Origin of the sequence: Streptantibioticus silvisoli (assembly GCF_027947535.2) — a bacterium.
In the GTDB taxonomy this organism is placed as follows: domain Bacteria; phylum Actinomycetota; class Actinomycetes; order Streptomycetales; family Streptomycetaceae; genus Streptantibioticus_C; species Streptantibioticus_C silvisoli.
Window position 1 is genome coordinate 17,355 of sequence record NZ_JAAGKO020000013.1, and the last position, 19,931, is coordinate 37,285.

At 75.1% G+C, this 19,931-nt stretch carries 12 protein-coding genes; 3 read left to right on the plus strand and 9 right to left on the minus strand.

The annotated features are described in order from the left end of the window. The first annotated feature begins 4 nt into the window (after positions 1–4). The 3 genes from POF43_RS11525 (at position 5) to POF43_RS34860 (ending at position 4,141) form a co-directional block, all read left to right on the plus strand. A complete protein-coding gene (locus POF43_RS11525) occupies positions 5–976 on the plus strand; it encodes an aldo/keto reductase (RefSeq protein ID WP_271325047.1) in 972 nt (323 codons plus the stop codon). 554 nt (positions 977–1,530) lie between these two features. Next, positions 1,531–2,694: a serine/threonine-protein kinase gene (locus POF43_RS11530; protein ID WP_271325048.1), complete on the plus strand. Its 1,164-nt coding sequence runs from the start codon at positions 1,531–1,533 to the stop codon at positions 2,692–2,694. A gap of 88 nt (positions 2,695–2,782) precedes the next feature. Further along, complete coding sequence (locus POF43_RS34860; protein WP_308217734.1) at positions 2,783–4,141, plus strand: hypothetical protein; 1,359 nt, start codon at positions 2,783–2,785, stop codon at positions 4,139–4,141. A gap of 505 nt (positions 4,142–4,646) precedes the next feature. On the opposite strand, the gene POF43_RS11540 is transcribed toward POF43_RS34860, so the two are convergent. The 9 genes from POF43_RS11540 to POF43_RS11580 form a co-directional block, all read right to left on the minus strand. Then, entirely contained in the window at positions 4,647–5,405 is a 759-nt protein-coding gene (locus POF43_RS11540; protein ID WP_271323105.1) for a 4'-phosphopantetheinyl transferase family protein, read from the minus strand. A gap of 7 nt (positions 5,406–5,412) precedes the next feature. Beyond that, positions 5,413–6,831 (minus strand): MFS transporter, encoded by a 1,419-nt coding sequence (locus POF43_RS11545; RefSeq protein WP_271323106.1) that lies wholly within the window; start codon positions 6,829–6,831, stop codon positions 5,413–5,415. A gap of 38 nt (positions 6,832–6,869) precedes the next feature. Then, complete coding sequence (locus tag POF43_RS11550) at positions 6,870–7,124, minus strand: hypothetical protein (RefSeq protein ID WP_271323107.1); 255 nt, start codon at positions 7,122–7,124, stop codon at positions 6,870–6,872. Positions 7,125–7,411: 287 nt separating this feature from the next. Beyond that, complete coding sequence (locus POF43_RS11555) at positions 7,412–8,716, minus strand: glutamate synthase-related protein (protein ID WP_271314168.1); 1,305 nt, start codon at positions 8,714–8,716, stop codon at positions 7,412–7,414. Further along, complete coding sequence (locus tag POF43_RS11560; protein WP_271314172.1) at positions 8,713–9,684, minus strand: asparagine synthetase A; 972 nt, start codon at positions 9,682–9,684, stop codon at positions 8,713–8,715. Before POF43_RS11560 ends, POF43_RS11555 begins: the two co-directional genes overlap by 4 nt. 174 nt (positions 9,685–9,858) lie before the next feature. Further along, positions 9,859–11,115: a methylaspartate mutase gene (locus tag POF43_RS11565; protein ID WP_271323108.1), complete on the minus strand. Its 1,257-nt coding sequence runs from the start codon at positions 11,113–11,115 to the stop codon at positions 9,859–9,861. Then, on the minus strand, positions 11,112–11,570 hold the full coding sequence (locus POF43_RS11570) for a cobalamin B12-binding domain-containing protein (protein ID WP_271314166.1): 459 nt from the start codon (positions 11,568–11,570) through the stop codon (positions 11,112–11,114). Before POF43_RS11570 ends, POF43_RS11565 begins: the two co-directional genes overlap by 4 nt. A 224-nt stretch (positions 11,571–11,794) precedes the next feature. Then, entirely contained in the window at positions 11,795–12,001 is a 207-nt protein-coding gene (locus POF43_RS11575; RefSeq protein WP_271314165.1) for an MbtH family protein, read from the minus strand. Positions 12,002–12,090: 89 nt separating this feature from the next. After that, the gene (locus tag POF43_RS11580) at positions 12,091–19,326 is read right to left on the minus strand and encodes a non-ribosomal peptide synthetase (protein WP_271323109.1); all 7,236 of its coding nucleotides are present in this window, start codon (positions 19,324–19,326) and stop codon (positions 12,091–12,093) included. Positions 19,327–19,931 lie beyond the last annotated feature (605 nt).

Here is a 19,931-nt window from a genome sequence, read left to right on the forward strand (position 1 = left end):
GTCCATGGACTATGTGAAGCTGGGCCGGACCGGCCTGGACGTGTCGCGGATCTGCCTGGGGTGCATGAGCTACGGCCTCAAGTCCCGCGGCAACCACCCGTGGTCGCTGGAGGAGGAGGAAAGCCGCCCCTTCATCCGGCGTGCCCTGGAGGCGGGCGTCAACTTCTTCGACACCGCCAACGTCTACTCGGACGGCACCAGCGAGGAGATCGTCGGCCGCGCCCTGGCCGACTACGCCCGCCGTGACGAGATCGTGCTCGCCACCAAGGTCCACAGCCGCATGCGGCCCGGTCCCAACGGCGCCGGCCTGTCCCGCAAGGCGATCATGGCCGAGATCGACAACAGCCTGCGCCGCCTCGGCACCGACTACGTGGACCTCTACCAGATCCACCGCTGGGACGACAACGTCCCCGTCGAGGAGACGATGGAGGCGCTGCACGACGTCGTCAAGGCCGGCAAGGCCCGCTACCTCGGCGCCAGTTCGATGTACGCCTGGCAGTTCTCCAAGGCGCAGTACACCGCCGAGGCGCACGGCTGGACGAAGTTCGTCACCATGCAGAACCACTACAACCTCCTCTACCGCGAGGAGGAGCGCGAGATGCTGCCGCTCTGCCGGGACCAGGGCGTCGGCGTCATCCCGTGGAGCCCGCTGGCCCGCGGCCGGCTCACCCGCGACTGGGACGCCACCAGCGCCCGCAGCGAGACGGACGAGTTCGGCAAGTCGCTCTACCAGGAACGTGACCGGCACATCGTCGACGCGGTCACCGCCGTCGCCGAGGCCCGCGGCGTCTCCCGCGCCCAGGTCGCGCTGGCCTGGCTGCTGGGCCGTCCCGGGGTGAGCGCGCCCATCGTCGGCGCCACCAAGCAGCAACACCTCGACGACGCGGTCGCCTCCGTCGGCCTCACCCTCACCGCCGAGGAGACCGCCCAGCTGGAGGAGCACTACACCCCGCGCGGCATCGCCGGTTTCCGGTAACCGGCCGCGGGCGCCTGCGGGGGCGCGGCGCGGTGGTGGCACGGTGATCGCATGACCGCCTGATCACCTGACGCCTGCGTGGCCCGGTCGCGTGGGTTCCGCCACGGTGACGGCGTGGGTTCTGTTACGGCGACGGCGTGGCTTCGGAGCGGGTCTCCGGGGCCGCGCCGTCGGCGTTTCCAGCGAGCCGGAGCGGACGCGGAAGCCGGCGTCGTAGCCCAAACCGAGGCCGAGGCGGAAGCCGGTGTCGAAGCAGCCCGAGCCGAAGCCGAGGCCGAGGACGAAGCCGAGGCCGGGGGTGCGGAATCGCCGGGGGCGCGGGGTTGCGGCCGAAGGCGGCGTGGTGGCCGACGGGGCGCAGCCGAAGCCGGGGCCCGGGTGGTGAGATTGCGGTCGAAGTGGGCGTTCTCGGGTCCGTGTTGACGGGCTTTCGGTCGCGTTCGCCGGAGAAATCTCGGTAAGCATGCGGTAAAGAGCCCTTCTCTGGGCAGGCGAACCCTCATGCCCGGCGCCCGGCCGGCCGCCGGGTCCTGCGAAAGGGGCGCGTTCCCGTGATGCTGGCAGAACGCTACCGACTCGACGCACCCCTGGGACGCGGCGGCATGGGCGAGGTCTGGCGGGCCTGGGACGAGCGGCTGGGCCGGCCGGTGGCGGTCAAGCTGATGGTGCCCGGCGCCGGCCGGGAGGACCTGGACAGCCGCTTCGACGCCGAGGCCCGCATAGCCGCCCGGCTGAGCGATCCGCACGTGGTCTCGGTCTTCGACGCCGGCGTCTGCGACGACGAGTGCTTCCTGGTGATGGAACTCGTCGAGGGCCGCAGCCTGGCGGAGGCGCTGCACGAGGACGGGCCGCTCACGCCGGACCGGGCCGCCTCGGTGGCCCGCCAGACCGCGGCCGGACTGGACGCCGCCCACCGGCACGGCGTCGTGCACCGCGACATCAAGCCGGCCAACCTGCTGCTGGCCCCCGACGGCACCGTGAAGATCGCCGACTTCGGCATCGCGCGCTGCCCGTCCGGCGACACCACCGGCCAGGTCACCGCGATCAGCGGTACCAGCCTCTACCTCGCGCCGGAGAATGCCCTCGGCCGGCCCGCCGAACCCCCGGCCGACGTCTACTCGTTGGGCTGCACGCTGTACGAACTGCTCACCGGGCGGCCCCCGTTCGAGGGCGAACACGCGCTGGCGGTGCTCTGCCGGCACGTCGAGGACACCCCCGCCTCGCCGTGCACGCTGCGGCCCGAGATCCCCGGCGCCTTCGCCGCGTACGTGCTGCGCATGCTCGCCAAGGACCCCGCGGAACGGCCGGCCGCCCGTGAGGTCGCCGACTGGTTCGACGGCGGCACCTGGCGGCGCGGGGCCCCCGATCTGCCGCCGGCCCCCGCGGCCGTCCCGCCGCGCCCGGCCCGTTGCTCGCGCCGCCGCCGGATTCCGGCGGTCGCGGCCGCCGTGGGCACCGCGCTCACCGTGACCGCGCTGGCGTTCATCTCACCGCTCGCCCAGGGCGGCGACCCCGGCCGGGCCGACGTACCGCCCGTCACCGGGCCGCCCTCCGTGCTCCGGGCCACCCCGGCCGCCGACACCAGCGACCTCCCCGCCCGCCGGCCCGCCTCGGCCCGGCACGCCGCCCGCCCGTTCGGCCCCGCCGCGGGCCCCGCGGCCGCCACCCGGCACGCCCGGCGGGACGGCGGCGGGCGGCCGGACGCTCACGGCCGGTGACCGGTTCCCCCGCAGGACGCGGGGATGGCGGCTCGGGCTTACCGTAAAGGGATAAGTGCGACATTCCGCGCGGACGCTGAGGGGTGACATGGCGGACGACACCCGGACCGACGAGCGTGAAGAGCCCGAGGACATCCAGGACGTCGAGTACACGGACGACGACGGCGCCGAGGACGCCGACGACGCCGGTGAACCGGAGGATTCCGGCGCCGACGACGACATGGACGACGAGGACGCCGACGAGGACGAGGGCGAGGACGAGGACGACGGTTACGAGTCCTACGACTCGGACGGGTCCGAGGATTCCGGCGGGTCCGACGAGGACGGCTACGACGACGAGGTCGCCGAGGGGGAGATCGTCGAGGCCGGCACCGGCAAGGGGGCGGGTGGCGGTGAGCCGGACGTGCTGCTGGACGTTCCCACGCTGCACATCGGCAAGATCGAGCTGGAGGTGGAGGACCTGCACGCCCGGGTCTCCCTCCAGGCAGAGGTCCTCGACCTGCTCAAGCTCAACGTGGGGGCCGACGTCGACCTCGGGCGGGTGACGCTGGACATCGAGGACGTCGACGTCCAGGCCCTGCTGAAGGTCCGGCTCGACAACGTCGCGGCCATCCTCGGCCGCGTCCTCACCACGATCGACCGCAATCCGCAGATCCTGGAGAACCTCACCCGTTCCGCCGGCAAGGCCGTGGAACAGGTCGGCAGCGGCGCGGGCCGCGCCGTCGGCGAGATCGGCGAGGGCGCCCGCGGAGCCGTCGAGGACGTCGGCAAGGGCGCGGGCGGCGCGGTCGAGGACGTGGGCAAGGGTGCCGGCGGTGCCGTGCAGGACGTCGGCAAGGGCGCGGGCGGTGCCGTGGAGAACGTCGGCGAGGGTGCCGGCGACGCGGTGGAGAACGTCGGCGAGGGTGCCGGCGACGCGGTGGAAAACGTCGGCGAGGGCGCCGGGGAAGCCACCAAGGACGTCGGCGAGGGCGCGGGCCAGGCGGCCGGTGAGGTCGGCAAGGGTGCGGGAGAGGCCGCCGGGGAGGCCGGCAAGGGGGCCGGGAAGGCCGCCGGTGACGTCGGCGACGGGGCGGGGGAGGCCGCGAAGGGCGCCGGGGACGCGGCGCAGGACGTGGCCGGCGATGCCGGTGAGGCCGCCAAGGGCGCCGGTGAGCAGGCCGGGGACGCGGCGGGCGAGGCCGTCGGAAAGGCCGGCGACGCGGCCGAGGGGGCCGGCAGCACGGCGAAGAAGGGGGCCGGTGCCGCGGGCGAGAAGGCGCGGTCGGCGGGCCGGAAGGCGGACTCCGCGCGGGGCAGGGCCACCGGACGGGTTCCGAGGGAACACCGGTCGTCCTCCGACGGCGAGCGCGAGACGCGGCGCTCCCCGTCACGGCGCTCCTCCGCCGAACCGACACGGGCCCGCGAGGCCCGGCGGCCGGCCGGCACCCGCAAGCGCCCGCCGTGAAAGGCGAAGGTGGAGGACCGGGTGACGTCGCACTGGACGAGCCTGCGCTCCCGACTGCCGCTCGTCGCCCGGGACTTGTGGCCCGCCGACGCGGTACTCACCCGGGCCCGCGCGTTCCGCCCGGCCGGCCACGGCTCCAGTGGGCATGGTCGCTTCACGGATGACGGCGGCTCCACGGATGACGGTGCGGGCCGTCGGTAGGCGCCGGTGACCGGCGGGGGTCGGGCGCCCGCCCTCTCCGTGCGCGGTGAACGCACCCCGGGGCGTAAGACCTTGCGCCGGTGCCGCTGAACTCCGTTGCCCGTGTGGTGACTTCACCGGAGGCGTGGGGCCTCGCGCCCGAGCCGTGCGCCTCCCGCTGGTGCCGCCGAACTCCCCTCCCCGTGCGGCGACTTCACCTTGAGCCGTGCGCCCTCGGCCCCCGCGCCCTCGGCCCGTCGGCCCAACTCCGCCCGCGCGACCCGGCCCGACCCACGCGCCGCAACCCCGCACCGCCCGGCGCGGGTCAGTCCGGGCCGGCCGGAGTGCGGATCGCCACTGCGGCGCAGTGGCCTTCGGGGACCAGGACGTCGGTGAGGGTCCAGCCGTCCGGGGCGGTCGGGACCGGGCCGGAACCGACGTAGTCGGCGGCCGGGTTGTCGGACAGGCCGACCCCGCAGCCCTTGAGGTACGCCTCCTTGCGGGTCCACACCCGGGTGAACGCGGGCGGGCGTTCGGCCGGGGACAGCAGTGCGAGTTCGGCGGCCTCGCGCGGGTGCAGCACGTCGGCGGTCTCCGCGATGGTGCGCGGCTCCGGCACCGACTCCACGTCCACCCCCACCGGTGTGGTGGCGAACGCCAGCAGGCTCAGCCCCGCGCAGTGCGACAGCGAGAAGTGCAGCGTGTCGCCCGGCAGGACGGGACGGCCGTGCGGGCCGCCGCAGTGGGCGCAGGGTGCCCGGGAGACGGCCACCGAACGGGGCGGCATCCGCAGGTAGGCGCCCAGCAGCCGCCGCAGCGCCACGTGGGCGCAGACGTAGGAGTCCCGGTCGTCGTCGTAGCGGAACTGCGCGGCGCGGGTCAGCTCCTCGGCGTCGAGCGTGGCGGGCGCGTACCGTCCGGCGACGGCGCGGTGGACACCGGCGTCCACCAGCCACAGCTGCGGTGCGCCGGTCGCGGGGGTGACCGGCGGCGGTACGTCGTAGACCGTGCCGAGGACGGCCGGGACGAGGAGCGTGCCGACCGGTGGCGGGGCGGTGGCGGACGGGGACAGCGGTTGCCTCATGGCTTCCTCACACGGACGCGGGGAGGGGGTCCGGGACGTCGGTCCGGACGGTCGCGGGGACGGTGGCGGCGACCGGGGGCAGGTCGTGGCCGGCGGCCGGGACCACCGCCGCCGCCTCGGTGGCCGGGGCCAGCGCCGCCCCGGTGGACGGCTCCTCCGGACGAACCGGCTCGTCCGGACGCGCGGCCTCCGCCGGTACCGGCTGGCGCAGCGCCAGAGCGGCGGCGAACGGCGAGAACAGCGCGACGGTGCCGCAGATCAGCCAGGTGTGCTGGACGCCGAGGACGATGGCCAGCGAGCTGAAGATCGCGATGGAGATCGGGCCCACGCCGATGCCGGACAGCGACAGCGTCGACATCGCGGCGCCCATCCGGGACTCGGGGGCGGACTCCTGGTAGACGGTGACGATGGCCGGGCCGTTCAGCCCGGACAGCAGGCCGACCAGGCAGGCGGTGACGCTCAGCGACAGCACCGACGGCATCAGGGCCATCACCAGGATGCCGACCGCCAGGCCGCTGCCGGTGACCACCAGGCGGACGAACAGGCTGATGCGGTTGCCGAGCAGGGCGCCGAGCGCGCTGGAGCCCAGGGCGCCGGCGCTGAACGCGGCCAGCACCACGCCCACCGCGCTCACCCCCCAGCCGCGCTGGTGGACCAGTGAGGGCAGTGCGACGTCGGCCGGCCAGCCGAACGCCAGGTCCAGGCAGAAGGAGGCGACGAACATCCAGCGCAGCCGCTTGTGGTCGATCAGCAGCCGGAAGCCGTCGGCGGACCGCTTGAACAGCGAGACGCCGGGTTCGCGGGCCGGGCGCTGGAAGCCGCGGGTGATGTAGATCAGGCAGGCCAGCCACACCACGCCGGTGGCGGCCGCCGCCAGCAGGGCCTGCGAGATGTGGCCGACGCTGATCAGCCAGGCGCCGATCGGCGCGCCGAGGATCGGGGCGACCCGCAGCACCATCGCGTACAGCGAGTTGACCCGGGTCAGCTGCTGCCGTTTGGCGAGCGCCGGCATCAGCACCCCGGAGGCGGGCGCGGCCAGGCCGAGCAGGATGCCCTCGGTCAGGCCGACCACGATCAGCGGCCACAACTCCCGGGACGACGCGGTGATCAGCGCGCCGGCGATCAGCACCACGGCCCGGGCGGCGGTGGTGCGCAGCAGCACGAATCGCGGGCCGAGCAGGTCGCTGACCGCGCCGCCGAAGATCAGCATCAGCGCGCGGGGGATCGTCGAGGCCAGCATCAGCATGCTGACCGCGTCGGTGCCGCCGATCTTCACCGCCGTCCAGTTCATGGCGATCAGCAGCGCGTAACTGCCGCCCTGGACCACCGCCTGGCCGCTGACCAGCGCGCCGACCTTGCCCCAGTCGATGTCCGCCGGCCCTCTCCGGGTACCCGGGGGCGCACTGGGGGGCGTTGTCGTTTCCATGCGATCACCTGTTCTCGGTAAGGGAGTCGGGCGGTGTGTCACGGCGTTGCGAGCGGGCAGCCGGTGCCGCGGACGCGCACCCGGGCGGTGCCGGGGCCGCCGCGCAGTGCGGAGGTCACGGCGAGGGCGGCGGCGCGGCGCTGGGCGGCGGCGACCGAGCGGGTCTGGGCGGCGGTGCGCGGCGGGACGCCGGAGGTCGTCAGCGTGAGCCGGCCGCCGGCGTACCCGCGCCCGGCCGAGGCCAGCGAGCGCAGGACGGCCGTGGCGGCGCCGTCCGCGCCGGCCGGCCGCACGCGTACCTCCGGCAGGTCGCCCAGGACGAACCGGGCGCGGACCGTACGTCCGCCGGGTCCGGTGCCGTGCCCGGGCGGCCCGGGACGGGGCGCGGGGCGGACGCCGGGGAGCGGCCCGCCGCGGGCGGTGCGGCCGGGCCGCCGGCCGCCGCGACGGCTTACGGCGTGCCGGGTTACGGCGTGCCGGCTTCCGGTGCCGCGGGCGGTTCGGCCGAGGTGGCCGGCGCCGCGGGAGCGGGCCGGGGCGCCGGGGGCGTGCGTGCCGCGCGGCCGGGCGCCGGGCGGGGTCATGACGGGGTGCCGGTCTGCGTGGGCGCGGGCGCGTCCCGGACGGCCGGGTCGCCGTCCCACCAGACGTCCTCCGGGCCGAGCGCGCCGACCCGGTACTTGCCGAGCGCGCTGATCAGCAGCCGGCTCTCCAGGGCCAGGCTCTCCACCAGCCGCACCAGGCCGTCGCGCGGGTCCTCGTCGACGGCGACCAGCGCGGCCCGGCCCAGGCCGACGGCGGTGGCGCCGAGCGCGAGCGCCCGTACCGCGCGGCCGCCCTCCCACATCCGGCCGGTGGCCAGCAGGCAGCCGGCCGGACGGCCGATGCGGCGCAGGCACTCGGCGAGCGGCAGGCCCACCTGGTCGAGGAAGACCCGCGGCGCCCACCCCGAACCGCCCTCGGCGCCGTCCACGGTGACCGCGTCCGCGCCGGCCCGCCACGCGGTCGCCGCCGCGTCCGCGATGTCGCGGCCCGGGTGGAACTTCACCCAGGTCCTGGCCCGCGGGAAGTTGTTGCGCATGAACCGCAGCTGCTGGCGGACGATCTCCTCGGTGTACGTGCCGGGGCTGGCGCAGCGCAACTGCTGCCCGCCGTCCGGCCCGAGGACGTCGCGGACCGCGAACCGCCCGGCCAGCCGGGCCGCCTCGTCCGCGCCGACCACCGTCATGCCGCCCAGGCCCGGCTTGGCGCCCTGGCCGATCTTCAGCTCGAAGCCGAGCCGGCCGGACTCCAGCAGCGGCCGGGTGCCGGGGTCGCTGTAGAGCAGGTTCCACACCTCGGAGTCGGCGTCCTCGGTGGACTGCTGCACCACCACGCCGCCCACGCCGTCCGGGACCTGCTCGACGTACGCGGCGATCCGGTCCGGCAGCGCCGACCGGGCCAGGCCGCCGGCCCGCCGGTAGCCGTGCACCGGGACCATGTTCTCGCCGATGACCATCGGGATGCCCAGCCGGGCCGCCTGCCCGCTGGCGGCCACCGCGAGGTCGCCGCTGCCGGCCCGCGTCGAGCCGAACGCCGACAGGTACAGCGGCAGGGTGGCGGCGAAGCCGCCGACCGCGGTGCTCAGGTCCACGTCGTCGTAGAGCGGTTCGCTGCCCAGCTCGATCAGCTTCTCCAGCCGCTGCGGCATGAAGACCGGCGGGACCAGCCGGGCCCGGTCCAGCTCGTCCGGACTCCCGGACGCGGGCCGTTCGTGGTCCTGGTGGCCCTCGCCGAACAGTTCGTCGCCGTAGGAGTCGGCCGGCGGGAAGACCTCGGCCGTGCCGTTGCGGGCCCGGGCGCGTACCTCGCGCTCCGGGAAGCCCGCGGCGCGCAGCCCGCTCACGGCGCCACCACCCCGGGCAGCTTCGGGTAGGCGCTGACCTGCCACAGGGCGTCGAGGCCGGTGAGGAAGCGCACCAGGCGCTGGAGGCCCATGCCGAAGCCGGCGCTGGCCGGGATGCCCTCGCGGGCCAGGTCCAGGTACCAGCGGTACTTCGCCGGGTTCTCCCCGCTCTCGCGCATCCGGGTCACGATCGTCGCGTAGTCCGACTCGCGCTCGCTGCCGCTGACCAGTTCGCCGTAGCCGCCGTGCGCGATCAGGTCGAAGTTGCGCAGTACGCCGGGCCGTTCGTGGTCCTCGCGGTCGTAGAAGCCGCGCGAGCCTTTGGGGTAGTCGTTGATGAAGAACGGCCGGTCGGCCTGGCGGGACAGCACCGCCTCGCCGGCCCAGTCGATCTCCGCGTCCGGGCTCTGCGCGTGCCCCAGTTCCGCCAGCCGCTCGACGGCGCCGGCGTGCGTGACGGTCCCGAAGTCGCCGGCCAGCAGGGCGGCGAAGTCGGCGCGGTCGCGGCCCAGGGCGGTCAGCTCCTCCGGCACCGTCCGCCACACGTGGGCGACGACGTGGGTGAGCAGGCCGGCGGCGATCTCCTGGATCGTGTCGCGGTCCGCGCCGGCCATCTCCACGTCGATCTGGTGGAACTCCACGAGGTGGCGGCCGGTCCCGGCGGTCTCCGGCGGCTCGACCCGCACGTTCGGCGCGATGTAGAACAGCTTGCCGAAGCCGCGCAGCGACGCCTGCTTGTACAGGATCGCGCTGGTCATCAGCTTGTACGGCTCACCGTAGTAGTCCACGTCGAGCGCCTTGGCGCCGCGGCCGCCCGGGTCGGTGACCGGGCCCACCAGCGGCGGCAGCAGTTCGGTGAAGCCCCGCGAGCGCAGGAACTCCCGGGCCGCCCACAGGGTTTCCTGCTGGACGAGCATCGCCGACCGCAGCGCGGGCGAGGCCAGGTGCTCGCCCAGCGGCGGCGGCATCGGCACCGTGCCGTCCGTGTTCGGGCCGGCCGTACCGTCCTGCGCCGCGGCCGTGCCGGCCTCGGCGGTGACTGTCTGCTGCATGTCGACTCCCGGAGTCAGGGGTTCAAGGGACGTTTCGGACACGTCGGTCGACGTGCCGCCGGACCGGCCGCGCGGCCGGGTGACGCGCCGTCAGGCCACGTGGTCGTACCGCCGGGCGACGGCGTGCACCGCGGCGAGCAGTCCGTCGGCCGTCAGTTCCGGCACCCGGCCGGACCGGCGCACCGGGGCCAGCGGCATCGACCCGGTCCGCGACCAGCGCAGCCGGCCGGTGGGGTCGATGACGCTGCGCGAGCGCCCGGCGTTGTCCGGGTGCAGGCAGTACGGCACGTCCAGCCAGCCGCGGGCGAACGCGGTGCGCAGCGCCGTGCCGACCGGCCCCCCGCCGTCCAGCACCGCGCCGACGAAGGCCCGCGCCTCGAGGTAGACCTCGCTGTCGGCCGACTCGTCGCCGGCGGCGGGAGGTTCGGTCAGCGCGGCGGCCGCCGCGGCGATCTCCAGCGCCCGCACGTTCTCCGCCACGGTGGGGATGCGGTGCGCCTCGGCCGCCGTCTTCACGATCAGCCGCCGCGCGCCGGACCGCACCGCCAGCCGCGCGGACGCCTCCAGCAGCCGGTCGGCGCCGGCCCGGGTGCCGGGGTAGACGCCCATGTAGGTGTAGAGCACCACGTGCCACTCCACCCGCGGCGGCAGCAGTTCCGCCGCCAGCCGCCGCAACGCCCGTACGGCCTCGGCGTCCTGGCCGGCGTCGGTCTGCTGCGCGTAGCTCAGCGACAGCTCGCCGATGCCGTGCTCGGCGAAGAACAGCCCCTCCAGCACGCTGAGCGCCACCAGCAGTCCCGGCGGGCACAGCTGGCCCAGCATGCAGCCGCCGAAGGTCTCCAGGTGCGGGGTGCGCGGCGCCGGCACCAGCTCGGCCAGCAGTTCGCAGCCGCGCGCCCAGTTGTCCACCGACTCGCGCAGCGGCGTACGCCCGTAGGGCAGGCAGTACGAGACCGGGCCGCCCTCGGTGGCGTCCAGCCCGGCGGCGGCCAGCGCCCGGATGATCGGCTCGGGCCGCGACGAGCCGTGCCGCACCTGGACGGGGAAGTCCGCTGCGGTGATGCCGTCCAGCAACTCCCGTGTCACCGCGGGCGGATGGGTGGCGATGGGGTAGCCGTTGAGTGCCGCTCCCTCGGCCAGCGCGGCGCCGGCCGCGGCCAGGTCGCCGACCCGGGTGTAGCTGTCGATGGTCAAGGTGCCCGCGGTGCTGCCGGCCGCCGCCCGCACCCGCTCCAGGCCGGCCCGCATCAGCCGCGGGGTGCCGAAGCCCATCCGCGGCTGGACGACCAGGCCGCCGCCGGCCGCCGCGCGCGCCACGAACCGCCCGAAGGACTGCGGCGCGCTCACACCGTGCTCCCGGCGTGCCGGTGCGCGGTCCGCGCCCCGGCGGCCGGCCGGGTCAGGAACTCCCGCAGCGCGTCGAGGTCGGCGTCGTCGAAGACCGCGTCGCAGCCGGCCGCCAGCAGCCGGGCGGCCGCCTCGGGACTGCGCTCGCCGAGCACGCCCAGCTTGCCGCCGATGACCACCGGGATGTCGCTCCGGCCCGGCCCGCGGCGCAGCCGCGTCACGGCCGACAGCCCGTCGCGGTACCCGTGCCCGTTGACGCTGCTGATGACGACCAGGTCCGGCCGGTGCACCCGGCAGGCCTCGGCCAGCAGGTCGTCGGTCACGCACGGGCCGAGGTTCACGACCCGGTACCCCAGCTCCTCCACGAACAGCTGGAGGTAGACCAGATTCCAGGTGTGGGAATCCGACGCGGTACCGGTCACCAGAACCGTCTGGCCGGTTGGCGGGAGCGACATGTGGTGTCTCCGGAGTGTCCGTCGCGAGGGACCGGGAACGGTTCCCCGACGCTTGTGACGAATATAGGTCCGGGTCCGGCGGCCGAGAGGAAGTTGGAGCGGCAGAACGGAGGAAGGCGCCCGCGGCTGAATTCCGGCCGTGCGGTACGGGAAAAGGCCGGGTCCGGCAGCGTGGAAAACGCTGCCGGACCCGGCCACGAGCGTGGGCGCGCAGGGGGCGCCGGTCAGGAGTAGCTGGCCACCAGGCTGCTCGGGCGGATGTCGGTCCAGTGCTCCTCGACGTAGGCCAGCGCCTCCTCGCGGCTGCCCTCACCTCGGGCGACGGTCCAGCCGGCCGGCACGTCGGCGAAGGACGGCCACAGCGAGTGCTGGTTCTCGTCGTTGACCACGACCAGGAAGGTGCCCTCGGTGTCGTCGAACGGATTCGTCATGTCCTGCTCCTTGGTCGAAGAATGTGGGACAGCAGATCGGGTGGTATTTCCGGGATCATCGCGGAATGGCGTTCCCGGGAATTCGGGAATTACTGGGAAAGACTCAGCGGAATATCGGTACCGGACTTCCAGGTCGCCTCGCGCTCGTTCGCACGAAGGGCCAGCAGCCGTTCGGACAGAATCCGTCCGATGTGCGCCATCGGCTCCTCCTCGGCCATCTTGAAGTGGGTGGAGTCGATGCCGTGGTTGACCACCGGGCCGTCGATGAAGGGCGCCCACTCCATGGCCAGCCCGTCGCCCGGGTCCAGCGGCTGCCGGGCGGAGAAGAACAGCAGCTCGGTCCTGACCGGCACCGGCGCGTACAGCGGCAGGATCTCCGCCTGGTCGATGGTGGCGGTGATGACGCCGCGCATCTCCGCGTCGGAGAAACCGGCCAGCACCGGGTCGCGGCGCCGCAGTTCGGCGATCGCGGCCGGCACGTCGAACGGGGCGTTGTCCTGGTCGTCGACCATGTCGAACAGCGTCTCGCGCTTCTCACCCTCGGTCAGCGGAACCCGCACCGTCTGCACGGGCATCGGACGCACGTCCATCATCGCCAGCAGCTCGACCCGCTCGCCCTGTTCGGCCAGCTTCACCGCCATGCTGTGCGCCACCGTGCCGCCGAAGCTCCAGCCCAGCAGCGCGTACGGCCCCCACGGCTGGACCTCGCGGATGCGGCGCAGGTACTCGTCGGCCATCTCCTCCACGCTCTGCGGCGCGTAGTCCGGCTCCCGCAGCGACCGGGTCTGGAGCGCGTACAGCGGCTGGTCGGTGCCCAGGTGCCGGGCCAGCCCCGCGTACGGCCAGCCCACCCCGGTGCCGGGGTGCACGCAGAACAGCGGGCGCTGCGCACCGCGCGGGCTCAGCGGCAGCAGGACCCCCATCGGGTCGCCCTGCTCCGCGTCGTCCCCGAGCAGCCCGGCCACCGTCGGGGCGCGGAACAGGTCGCGCACCCCGCGTTCGATGCCCAGGGCCGTCCGCATCCGGCTCATCAGCCGCACCCCCAGCAGCGAATGGCCGCCCAGCGCGAAGAAGTTGTCGTCGATGCCGACCCCGTCCAGGCCCAGGACCTCGGCGAACAGTCCGCACAGCACCTCCTCGCGCGGATTGCGCGGTCGGCGGCCGTCGGCGGCCGAGCGCACCGCGGGCGCCGGCAGCGCCGAGCGGTCCGGCTTGCCGTTGACGGTCAGCGGGATGGCGTCGACCAGCACGATCGCCGACGGCACCAGGTGCTTGGGCAGTTCGGCCGCCACGGCCGCCCGCAGCGCCGCCTCGCTGGTCGTGCTCCCGGCGCGCGGCACCACGTAGCCGACCAGCCGCTTGTCGCCCGGCCGGTCCTCACGGACCACCACCGCGACCTGGCCGGCCGCCGGATGCCGTGCCAGCGTCGCCTCCACCTCACCGGGCTCGATCCGGAACCCGTTCAGCTTCACCTGGCCGTCCGCCCGCCCGACGAACCGCAGTTCACCGTCCGGCTGCCACAGCACCAGGTCGCCGGTGCGGTACATCCGCCCGCCGTCGGCACTGAACGGGTCGGCCACGAAACGCTCCGACGTCAGCCCGGCGCGGCCCACGTAGCCGCGGGCCACGTGCGTGCCGGCCAGGTACATCTCCCCGGGCACCCCGGACGGCACCGGCCGCAGCCCGGCGTCCAGCACGTGCACGCGGGTGTTGTCCATCGGCACGCCGAGGAAGACACCGCCGAACTCGCCCCGCCCGGTGCCGAACCGCTGCACGTGCGAGGCGAACGTGGCCTCCGTCGGCCCGTAGGAGTGCACCACCGCGGTGTCCGGGCAGTGCTCCAGCACCCGGCGCAGCGCGGCCGGCGCGCACACGTCGCCGCCGGTCCACACCTCGCGCAGCAGCTTCAGCGTCTCCAGGCCCTCGTCCGCCATGATGTGGAACAGGCCCATCGTGAAGTACGCGGCCGTCACCCCGCCCTCGCGCACCGTGCGGTCGATCTCCGCGACGTCCGTGCCGTCGCCCGGCGCCATCACCAGACGGCAGCCGTTGAGCAGCGGCACCCACAACTCGTAGGTGGAGGCGTCGAATCCGATCGCCGAGTGCACCAGCATCCGCTCGTGGTTCGCGATGTCCCACGCCCGGTCGGCGACCAGCTCCACCACGTTGCGGTGGGTCACCCCGACGCCCTTGGGCCGGCCCGTCGAGCCGGAGGTGAACATCACGTACAGCAGGTCCTCGCCGGCGGTGCGCACCGCCGGCGCGCCCGCACCGGCGTCCGGCGCCCCGGCCGCCGCGGCGGTCAACACCGCGACACCGGCGGCCCGTTCCTGCTCGACGACCGGTGAGTCCAGGTGCGCGTCGCGGGTCAGCAGCACCGGCGCGCCGGTGTCCGCCATCATCATCCGCACCCGTGCGCCCGGCAGCCGCGGGTCCAACGGCACGTAGGCAGCACCGCACTTGAGGACGGCCAGCACCGAGACCATCAACTCCGGTACCCGGTCCATCAGTACACCCACCGCGCCGCCGCGGCACACCCCTGCCGCCAGCAGCCGGTGCGCCAACGCGTTGGCACGGGCGTCGAGTTCGCCGTAGGTGAGGGTCTCGTCCCGGTAGCTGATCGCGATCCGGTCGGGGTGGCTGCGGACCCGGGCGGCGAACACCTCGTGCACGACCGGGTTCGCGGCCCGCGCGGTGGCGGTGTCGTTGTACTCGCCCAGCAGCCGCTCCTCGCCCGGCGTCATCAGCGCGATGGCGTCCAGCCGGCGGTCGGGGTCGGCGGCCACCGCGTCCAGCGTGCCGGCCACCCGGGCGGCCAGCAGCCGCGCCGTCGCCGCGTCGTACAGGTCGGTCGCGTACTCCAGCACCCCGGTGAGCCCGGCCGGCGCCCCCGAGGCGTCCCGGGTCTCGCGCAGCGACAGGGTGAGGTCGAACTTGGTCAGGCCGATCTCCACCCCCACCGGCGACCCGGCCAGCGGCGAGTCCCCGCCGGCCGCCGCGTCCGCCGGGTGCACCTGCACCATGACCTGCACCAGCGGGTGGTGCGCGGTGGACCGCTGCGGGTTGAGGTGTTCCACCAGCCGGTCGAACGGCAGGTCCTGGTGGGCGAAGGCGGCCAGGTCGGACTCCCGTACGCGGCCCAGCAGTTCGGTGAACGTCGGGCTGCCGCCGGTGTCGGTGCGCAGCACGACGGTGTTGACGAAGAAGCCCACCAGCCGGTCCAGCGCCTCGTCGTCGCGGCCGGCCACCACCGTGCCCAGCGGCAGGTCGGTGCCCGCGCCGTGCCGGGTCAGCGTGGCCGCGAGCGCCGCCTGCACCACCATGAACAGCGTGCTGCCGGTGGCCTGCGCGATCCTCGCCAGGCTGCCGTGGGTCGCCGCGTCCACCGCCAGCGGCGCCACCGCGCCGCGGTGGGTGGCCTCGGCCGGCCGGGTCCTGGCGGCCGGCAGTTCCAGCACCGGCGGCGCGGAGGCCAACCGGTCCTTCCAGTAGGCGAGTTGGCGTGCCATCGGGCTGCTGTCGTCGGTGGCGGACCCCAGTGCCGCCTGCTGCCACAGCGCGAAGTCCGCGTACTGCACCGGCAGCGGACGCCAGTCGGGAGCCGTCCCCTGCGCCCGGGCCCGGTAGGCGGTGTCGAGGTCGGCCAGCAGCGGTTCGGTCGACCAGCCGTCGGCGGCGATGTGGTGGACCAGCAGCACCAGCACCTGCCCGGCGCCGTCGCCCGCGTCGATCAGCCAGGCGCGGAACGGGATCTCCGCGGCCAGCAGGAAGACGTGCCCGGCCGCCGCGTCGACGGCCTCACCGAGCCCGGCGGGGGTGGTCACCACCACCTCCACCCGCGGCCGCGCCCCGGCCAGCACCCGCTGGCACGGCTCGCCGTCGACCGCCGGGTACACCGTGCGCAGCACCTCGTGCCGCTCCGCCACGTCGGCCAGCGCGTCCGCCAGCACCGCCGGGTCCATCGGCCGCTCCAGGCGCAGCACGAACGGGATGTTGTACGAACGCCCCGCGCCCTCCAACTGGTCGATGAACCACAGGCGGCGCTGCGCGTACGACAGCGGCACCCGCTCGGGGCGCTCGGCCCGCGTCAGCGCCGGCCGGCCGTCGGCCGTCGCCTGCCGGGCGATCCGCCGGGCCAGCCCGGCCGGCGTCGGCGCCAGGAACAGGTCACGGATGCGGGCCTCCACCCCGAGCACCGTCCGGATGCGGTTCATCAGCCGCACACCCATCATCGAGTGGCCGCCCGCGGCGAAGAAGTCGTCGTCCGGGCCGATCCGGTCGTGCCCGATGACCTCGGCGAACAGACCGCACAGGATCTCCTCGCGCTGCGAGAGCCCGCTGCGGGCCACGGCCGGCCGGCCCGCCGACTCCCGGGCCGCCGCCAGCCGCACGCGCCGCTCGTTCAGCGACGCCTCCTCCGCCTCGGTCAGCAGCTCCAGGTCGGCCTGCCGCGCCCCGGGCGTCAGCGCCAGGGCCCGCAGCGCCCGCAGGTACAGGTCGAGCAGCAACTGCGCGGTGCCGGCGTCGAACTGGTCGACGGCGTAGCTCCACCACACCTCGAAGCCGGCCGGCCCGCCCTCGGCGTCGCGCAGCTCCACGCACGAGGCGCTCAGGTCGAACTTCGCCGGGTCCAGGCCGGCCGACACGAACTGCCCGGTCAGCGGGCCCAGCGGCGCCCCCTGGTCGTCCCCGCCACCGCCCTGCACGGTCAGCATGACCTGGAAGAACGGGTTGTGCGCGAGCGACCGCTCCGGCTTGAGGTGCTCCACGAGCAGGTCGAACGGCAGGTCGCCGTGCGCGTAGGCGGCCAGGTCCGCGTCCCGGGCCCGTTCCACCAGCTCGCCGAAGGTGGCGTCGCCGCCGACGTCGGTCCGCAGCACCAGGGTGTTGACGAAGAAGCCCACCATGTCGTCGAGCGCCTCGTCCGACCGGCCGGCCACCGGGGTGCCGATCGCGATGTCGGTCCCGGCGCCGGCGGCGGCCAGCGCCGCGGCCAGCGCGGTCTGCGCGACCATCAGCATGCTCGCGCCGCGGTCCTGCCCGACGGCCACCAGCGCGGCGTGCGTCGCCGGGTCCAGCGTCGCGGTGATCGTCGCGCCCTCGGCCGTCGGTTCGGCCGGCCGGGGGCGGTCCGCCGGCAGGTCGATCGCCGTCGGCATCCCCGACAACGCTGCACGCCAGTAAGCCAGCTGACGGTACGACAGGCTTTCGGTGTCCTCCGCGTCGCCCAGCAGGTCCTGCTGCCACAAGGTGAAGTCCGCGTACTGCACGGGCAGTTGCTCGAAGTCGGGTGCGGTGCCGGCCAGCCGGGCCAGGTAGGCCGCGGACAGGTCGCGCAGCAGCGGCGCCACCGACCAGCCGTCGGTCGCCACGTGGTGCAGCAGCAGCACCAGCACCGACGTGCCGTCGCCCGGCGTCAACAGGGTGACGCGCAGCGGCAGTTGGCACGTGATGTCGAAGACCTCCGCGGTGGCCCGCGCGATCAGCGCGGTCACCTCCCGCGGTGCGCACTCGCGTACCGCCACCTCGATCCGCGGCGCGTCCAGCACGTGCTGGTACGGCTCGGAGTCGACCGCCGGGTACACCGTGCGCAGCACCTCGTGCCGCCCGGCGACGTCGGCGAGCGCGGCCCGCAGCGCCGCCCGGTCCGGCACGCCGTCCAGCTCCAGCACCACCGGCGCGTTGTAGGTGGCCGACGGGCCCTCCAGCCGGCCCAGGAACCACAGGCGGCGCTGCGCGTACGACAGCGGAACCCGCTCCTCCTGCGGCAGCGCGACCCCGTCGAAGTCCGGCACGGGCACGCCCGCCGCCTCGGCCGCCGCGGCCTGCGACCGGGCCCGGGTCACCCGCAGCAGCTTGCGGTCGATCTTGCCCGAGGCGGTCCGCGGCAGCCCGGCGACCAGCCCGATCACCCCCGGCACCGCGGCCGGCGGCAGCGCCCGGCGGGCGTGATCGCGCAGCTGCGCCGCCGTCACGCCGTCGACGGCGGCGAACGCCACCAGCCGCTTGACGCCCTCGGGGTCCTCCTGGACCACCACGGCGGCCTCGCGCACCCCGGGGTGGGCCGACAGCACCGACTCCACGGACGCCGGGTCGATCCGGTGCCCGTTGATCTTCACCTCGTCGTCGCGCCGCCCGGTGAAGCCCAGCTGCCCGTCCTCGCGCACCGTCACCATGTCGCCGGTGCGGTAGGCGCGTTCACCGTCCAGGTCGCCGAACCGCAGCGCGGTCAGCTCCGGACGGCCCAGGTAGCCGCGGGCCAACCCGCCGCCCAGCAGCAGCAGTTCACCGTCCACGATGGCGGCGCGAACCCCGGGCAGCGGCAGGCCGATCGGGATCGGGCCGCTCTGATGGTGCGTCAGGTCGGCGACGGTGGCCACCACGGTGGCCTCGGTCGGCCCGTAGGTGTTCAGCAGCCGCACCCGGTCGCCGACCGCCCGGGTCCACCGCTCGACGCGCTCCGGCAACGCCGCCTCACCGCCGATGATCACCGTGCGCAGGCTGTCGGGCAGCACCGCCGCACCGGTGCCCACCGCGTGCGCCAGCTCGTGCCAGTACGCCGTCGGCAGGTCCAGCACCGTGATGCCGTGCGCCGCGCACCCGGCCAGCAGCCCGGTGACGTCCAGCATCTCCTCGTCGCGCAGCACCAGCGTGCCGCCCGCGCCGAGCGTCACGAAGATCTCCTCGACGCTGGCGTCGAAGTGCAGCGGCGCGAACTGGAGCACCCGGTCCTCGCGGCCGACGCCGTAGCGCACCGCCGCGCCGGCGGTGAAGTGCGCCAGCGCCTCCTGCCCGACCACCACCCCGTTGGGCGTGCCCGTCGAACCGGAGGTGTGGATGACGTACGCGGCGCCGGCCTCGACGCCGGGGCCGTCCAGCACCACATCGCTCTCGCCCTGCGGCAGCGGCGCACCGGCCTCGCCGCGGCAGTGGTCCAGGATGCCGGCGTTGCGCGCGGCCGGGGCAGCGGGGTCCAGCGGCAGGTAGGCGGCACCGGTGCGCAGCACGGCCAGCAGCGACACGACCGCCTCGACGCCCCGGCGCCGGTGCACCGCCACCAGGCGGCCCGGGCCGGCGCCGTCCGCGGCCAGGGCCTCCGCCCGGAACGCCACCGCGAGCGCCAGTTCGCCGTAGGTCACCCGCCGGTCGCCGTGCACCAGCGCGACGGCCTCCGGCGCGGCGGCGACGTGCGCCGCGACGCGGTCCATCACCGGCGGCGCCGGAGTGATCGCCGGCCCGCCGTCCAGCACGGCGGACGGGGCGGAGACGGTCCCGGCCGGCCCGATCGGATCGGTCACGGTCGGCAGCTGGCCGGTCGAGGGCATCGCGGTTCCTCCGGACGAGGGGATGGCTGACGAATGCGGGGGAGGCGGGTCGTTGAGGCGGTGGAACGGGTCGGCCGGCGTCACGGTGAAGGAGACAGTGGACCGCCGGACGCGATCCCTCGTCCGGATGCCCCCAGGCTAGGGAGCCGTTCCCCGCCCGGGGGGCACTGCGTGCGGCAGTTCGCGCCGCGGACACCGGCCCCGAACTGCCGCCCGCGGGGCGGGGACCGGGGCGGCGCGGGGACAACGACGCCGGGAGGGGCAAGAGCTCGCGCGCCGGTGCCGGGTGGGCCGGGGATGGGGATCGGGCCGGGGGATGGGGGATCGGGGGGTGACGGGGCCCGGCGGTCGGTGCAACGAGGCCGGCGCAGGGTGTCGGCGTAACGTGCCCGGCAGCCGGGGCAACGAGGCTGGGGGCGGGCGCAACGAGGCCGGCGCAACGAGTCGGCGCAACGTGCCGGGCAGCCGGGGTGCTGATGCCGGGCGGTCGGAGTAGTGAGGTCGGCCGGTGCAATGATGCCGGGCGGCCGGAGTGGTGAGGCCGACCGGTGCGACGAGGCCGGGCGGGCGGTGCGACGAAACCCGCTGGCCGGAGCAACGCCCCC

Bases quoted from the DNA above. Each gene is read 5' to 3' on its own strand.
- POF43_RS11525 (WP_271325047.1), top strand. From the start codon at position 5: ATGGACTATGTGAAGCTGGGCCGGACCGGCCTGGACGTGTCGCGGATC.
- POF43_RS11530 (WP_271325048.1), top strand. From the start codon at position 1,531: ATGCTGGCAGAACGCTACCGACTCGACGCACCCCTGGGACGCGGCGGC.
- POF43_RS34860 (WP_308217734.1), top strand. From the start codon at position 2,783: ATGGCGGACGACACCCGGACCGACGAGCGTGAAGAGCCCGAGGACATC.
- POF43_RS11540 (WP_271323105.1), bottom strand. From the start codon at position 5,405: ATGAGGCAACCGCTGTCCCCGTCCGCCACCGCCCCGCCACCGGTCGGC.
- POF43_RS11545 (WP_271323106.1), bottom strand. From the start codon at position 6,831: ATGGAAACGACAACGCCCCCCAGTGCGCCCCCGGGTACCCGGAGAGGG.
- POF43_RS11560 (WP_271314172.1), bottom strand. From the start codon at position 9,684: ATGCCGCCGCCGCTGGGCGAGCACCTGGCCTCGCCCGCGCTGCGGTCG.
- POF43_RS11570 (WP_271314166.1), bottom strand. From the start codon at position 11,570: ATGTCGCTCCCGCCAACCGGCCAGACGGTTCTGGTGACCGGTACCGCG.
- POF43_RS11575 (WP_271314165.1), bottom strand. From the start codon at position 12,001: ATGACGAATCCGTTCGACGACACCGAGGGCACCTTCCTGGTCGTGGTC.
- POF43_RS11580 (WP_271323109.1), bottom strand. From the start codon at position 19,326: ATGCCCTCGACCGGCCAGCTGCCGACCGTGACCGATCCGATCGGGCCG.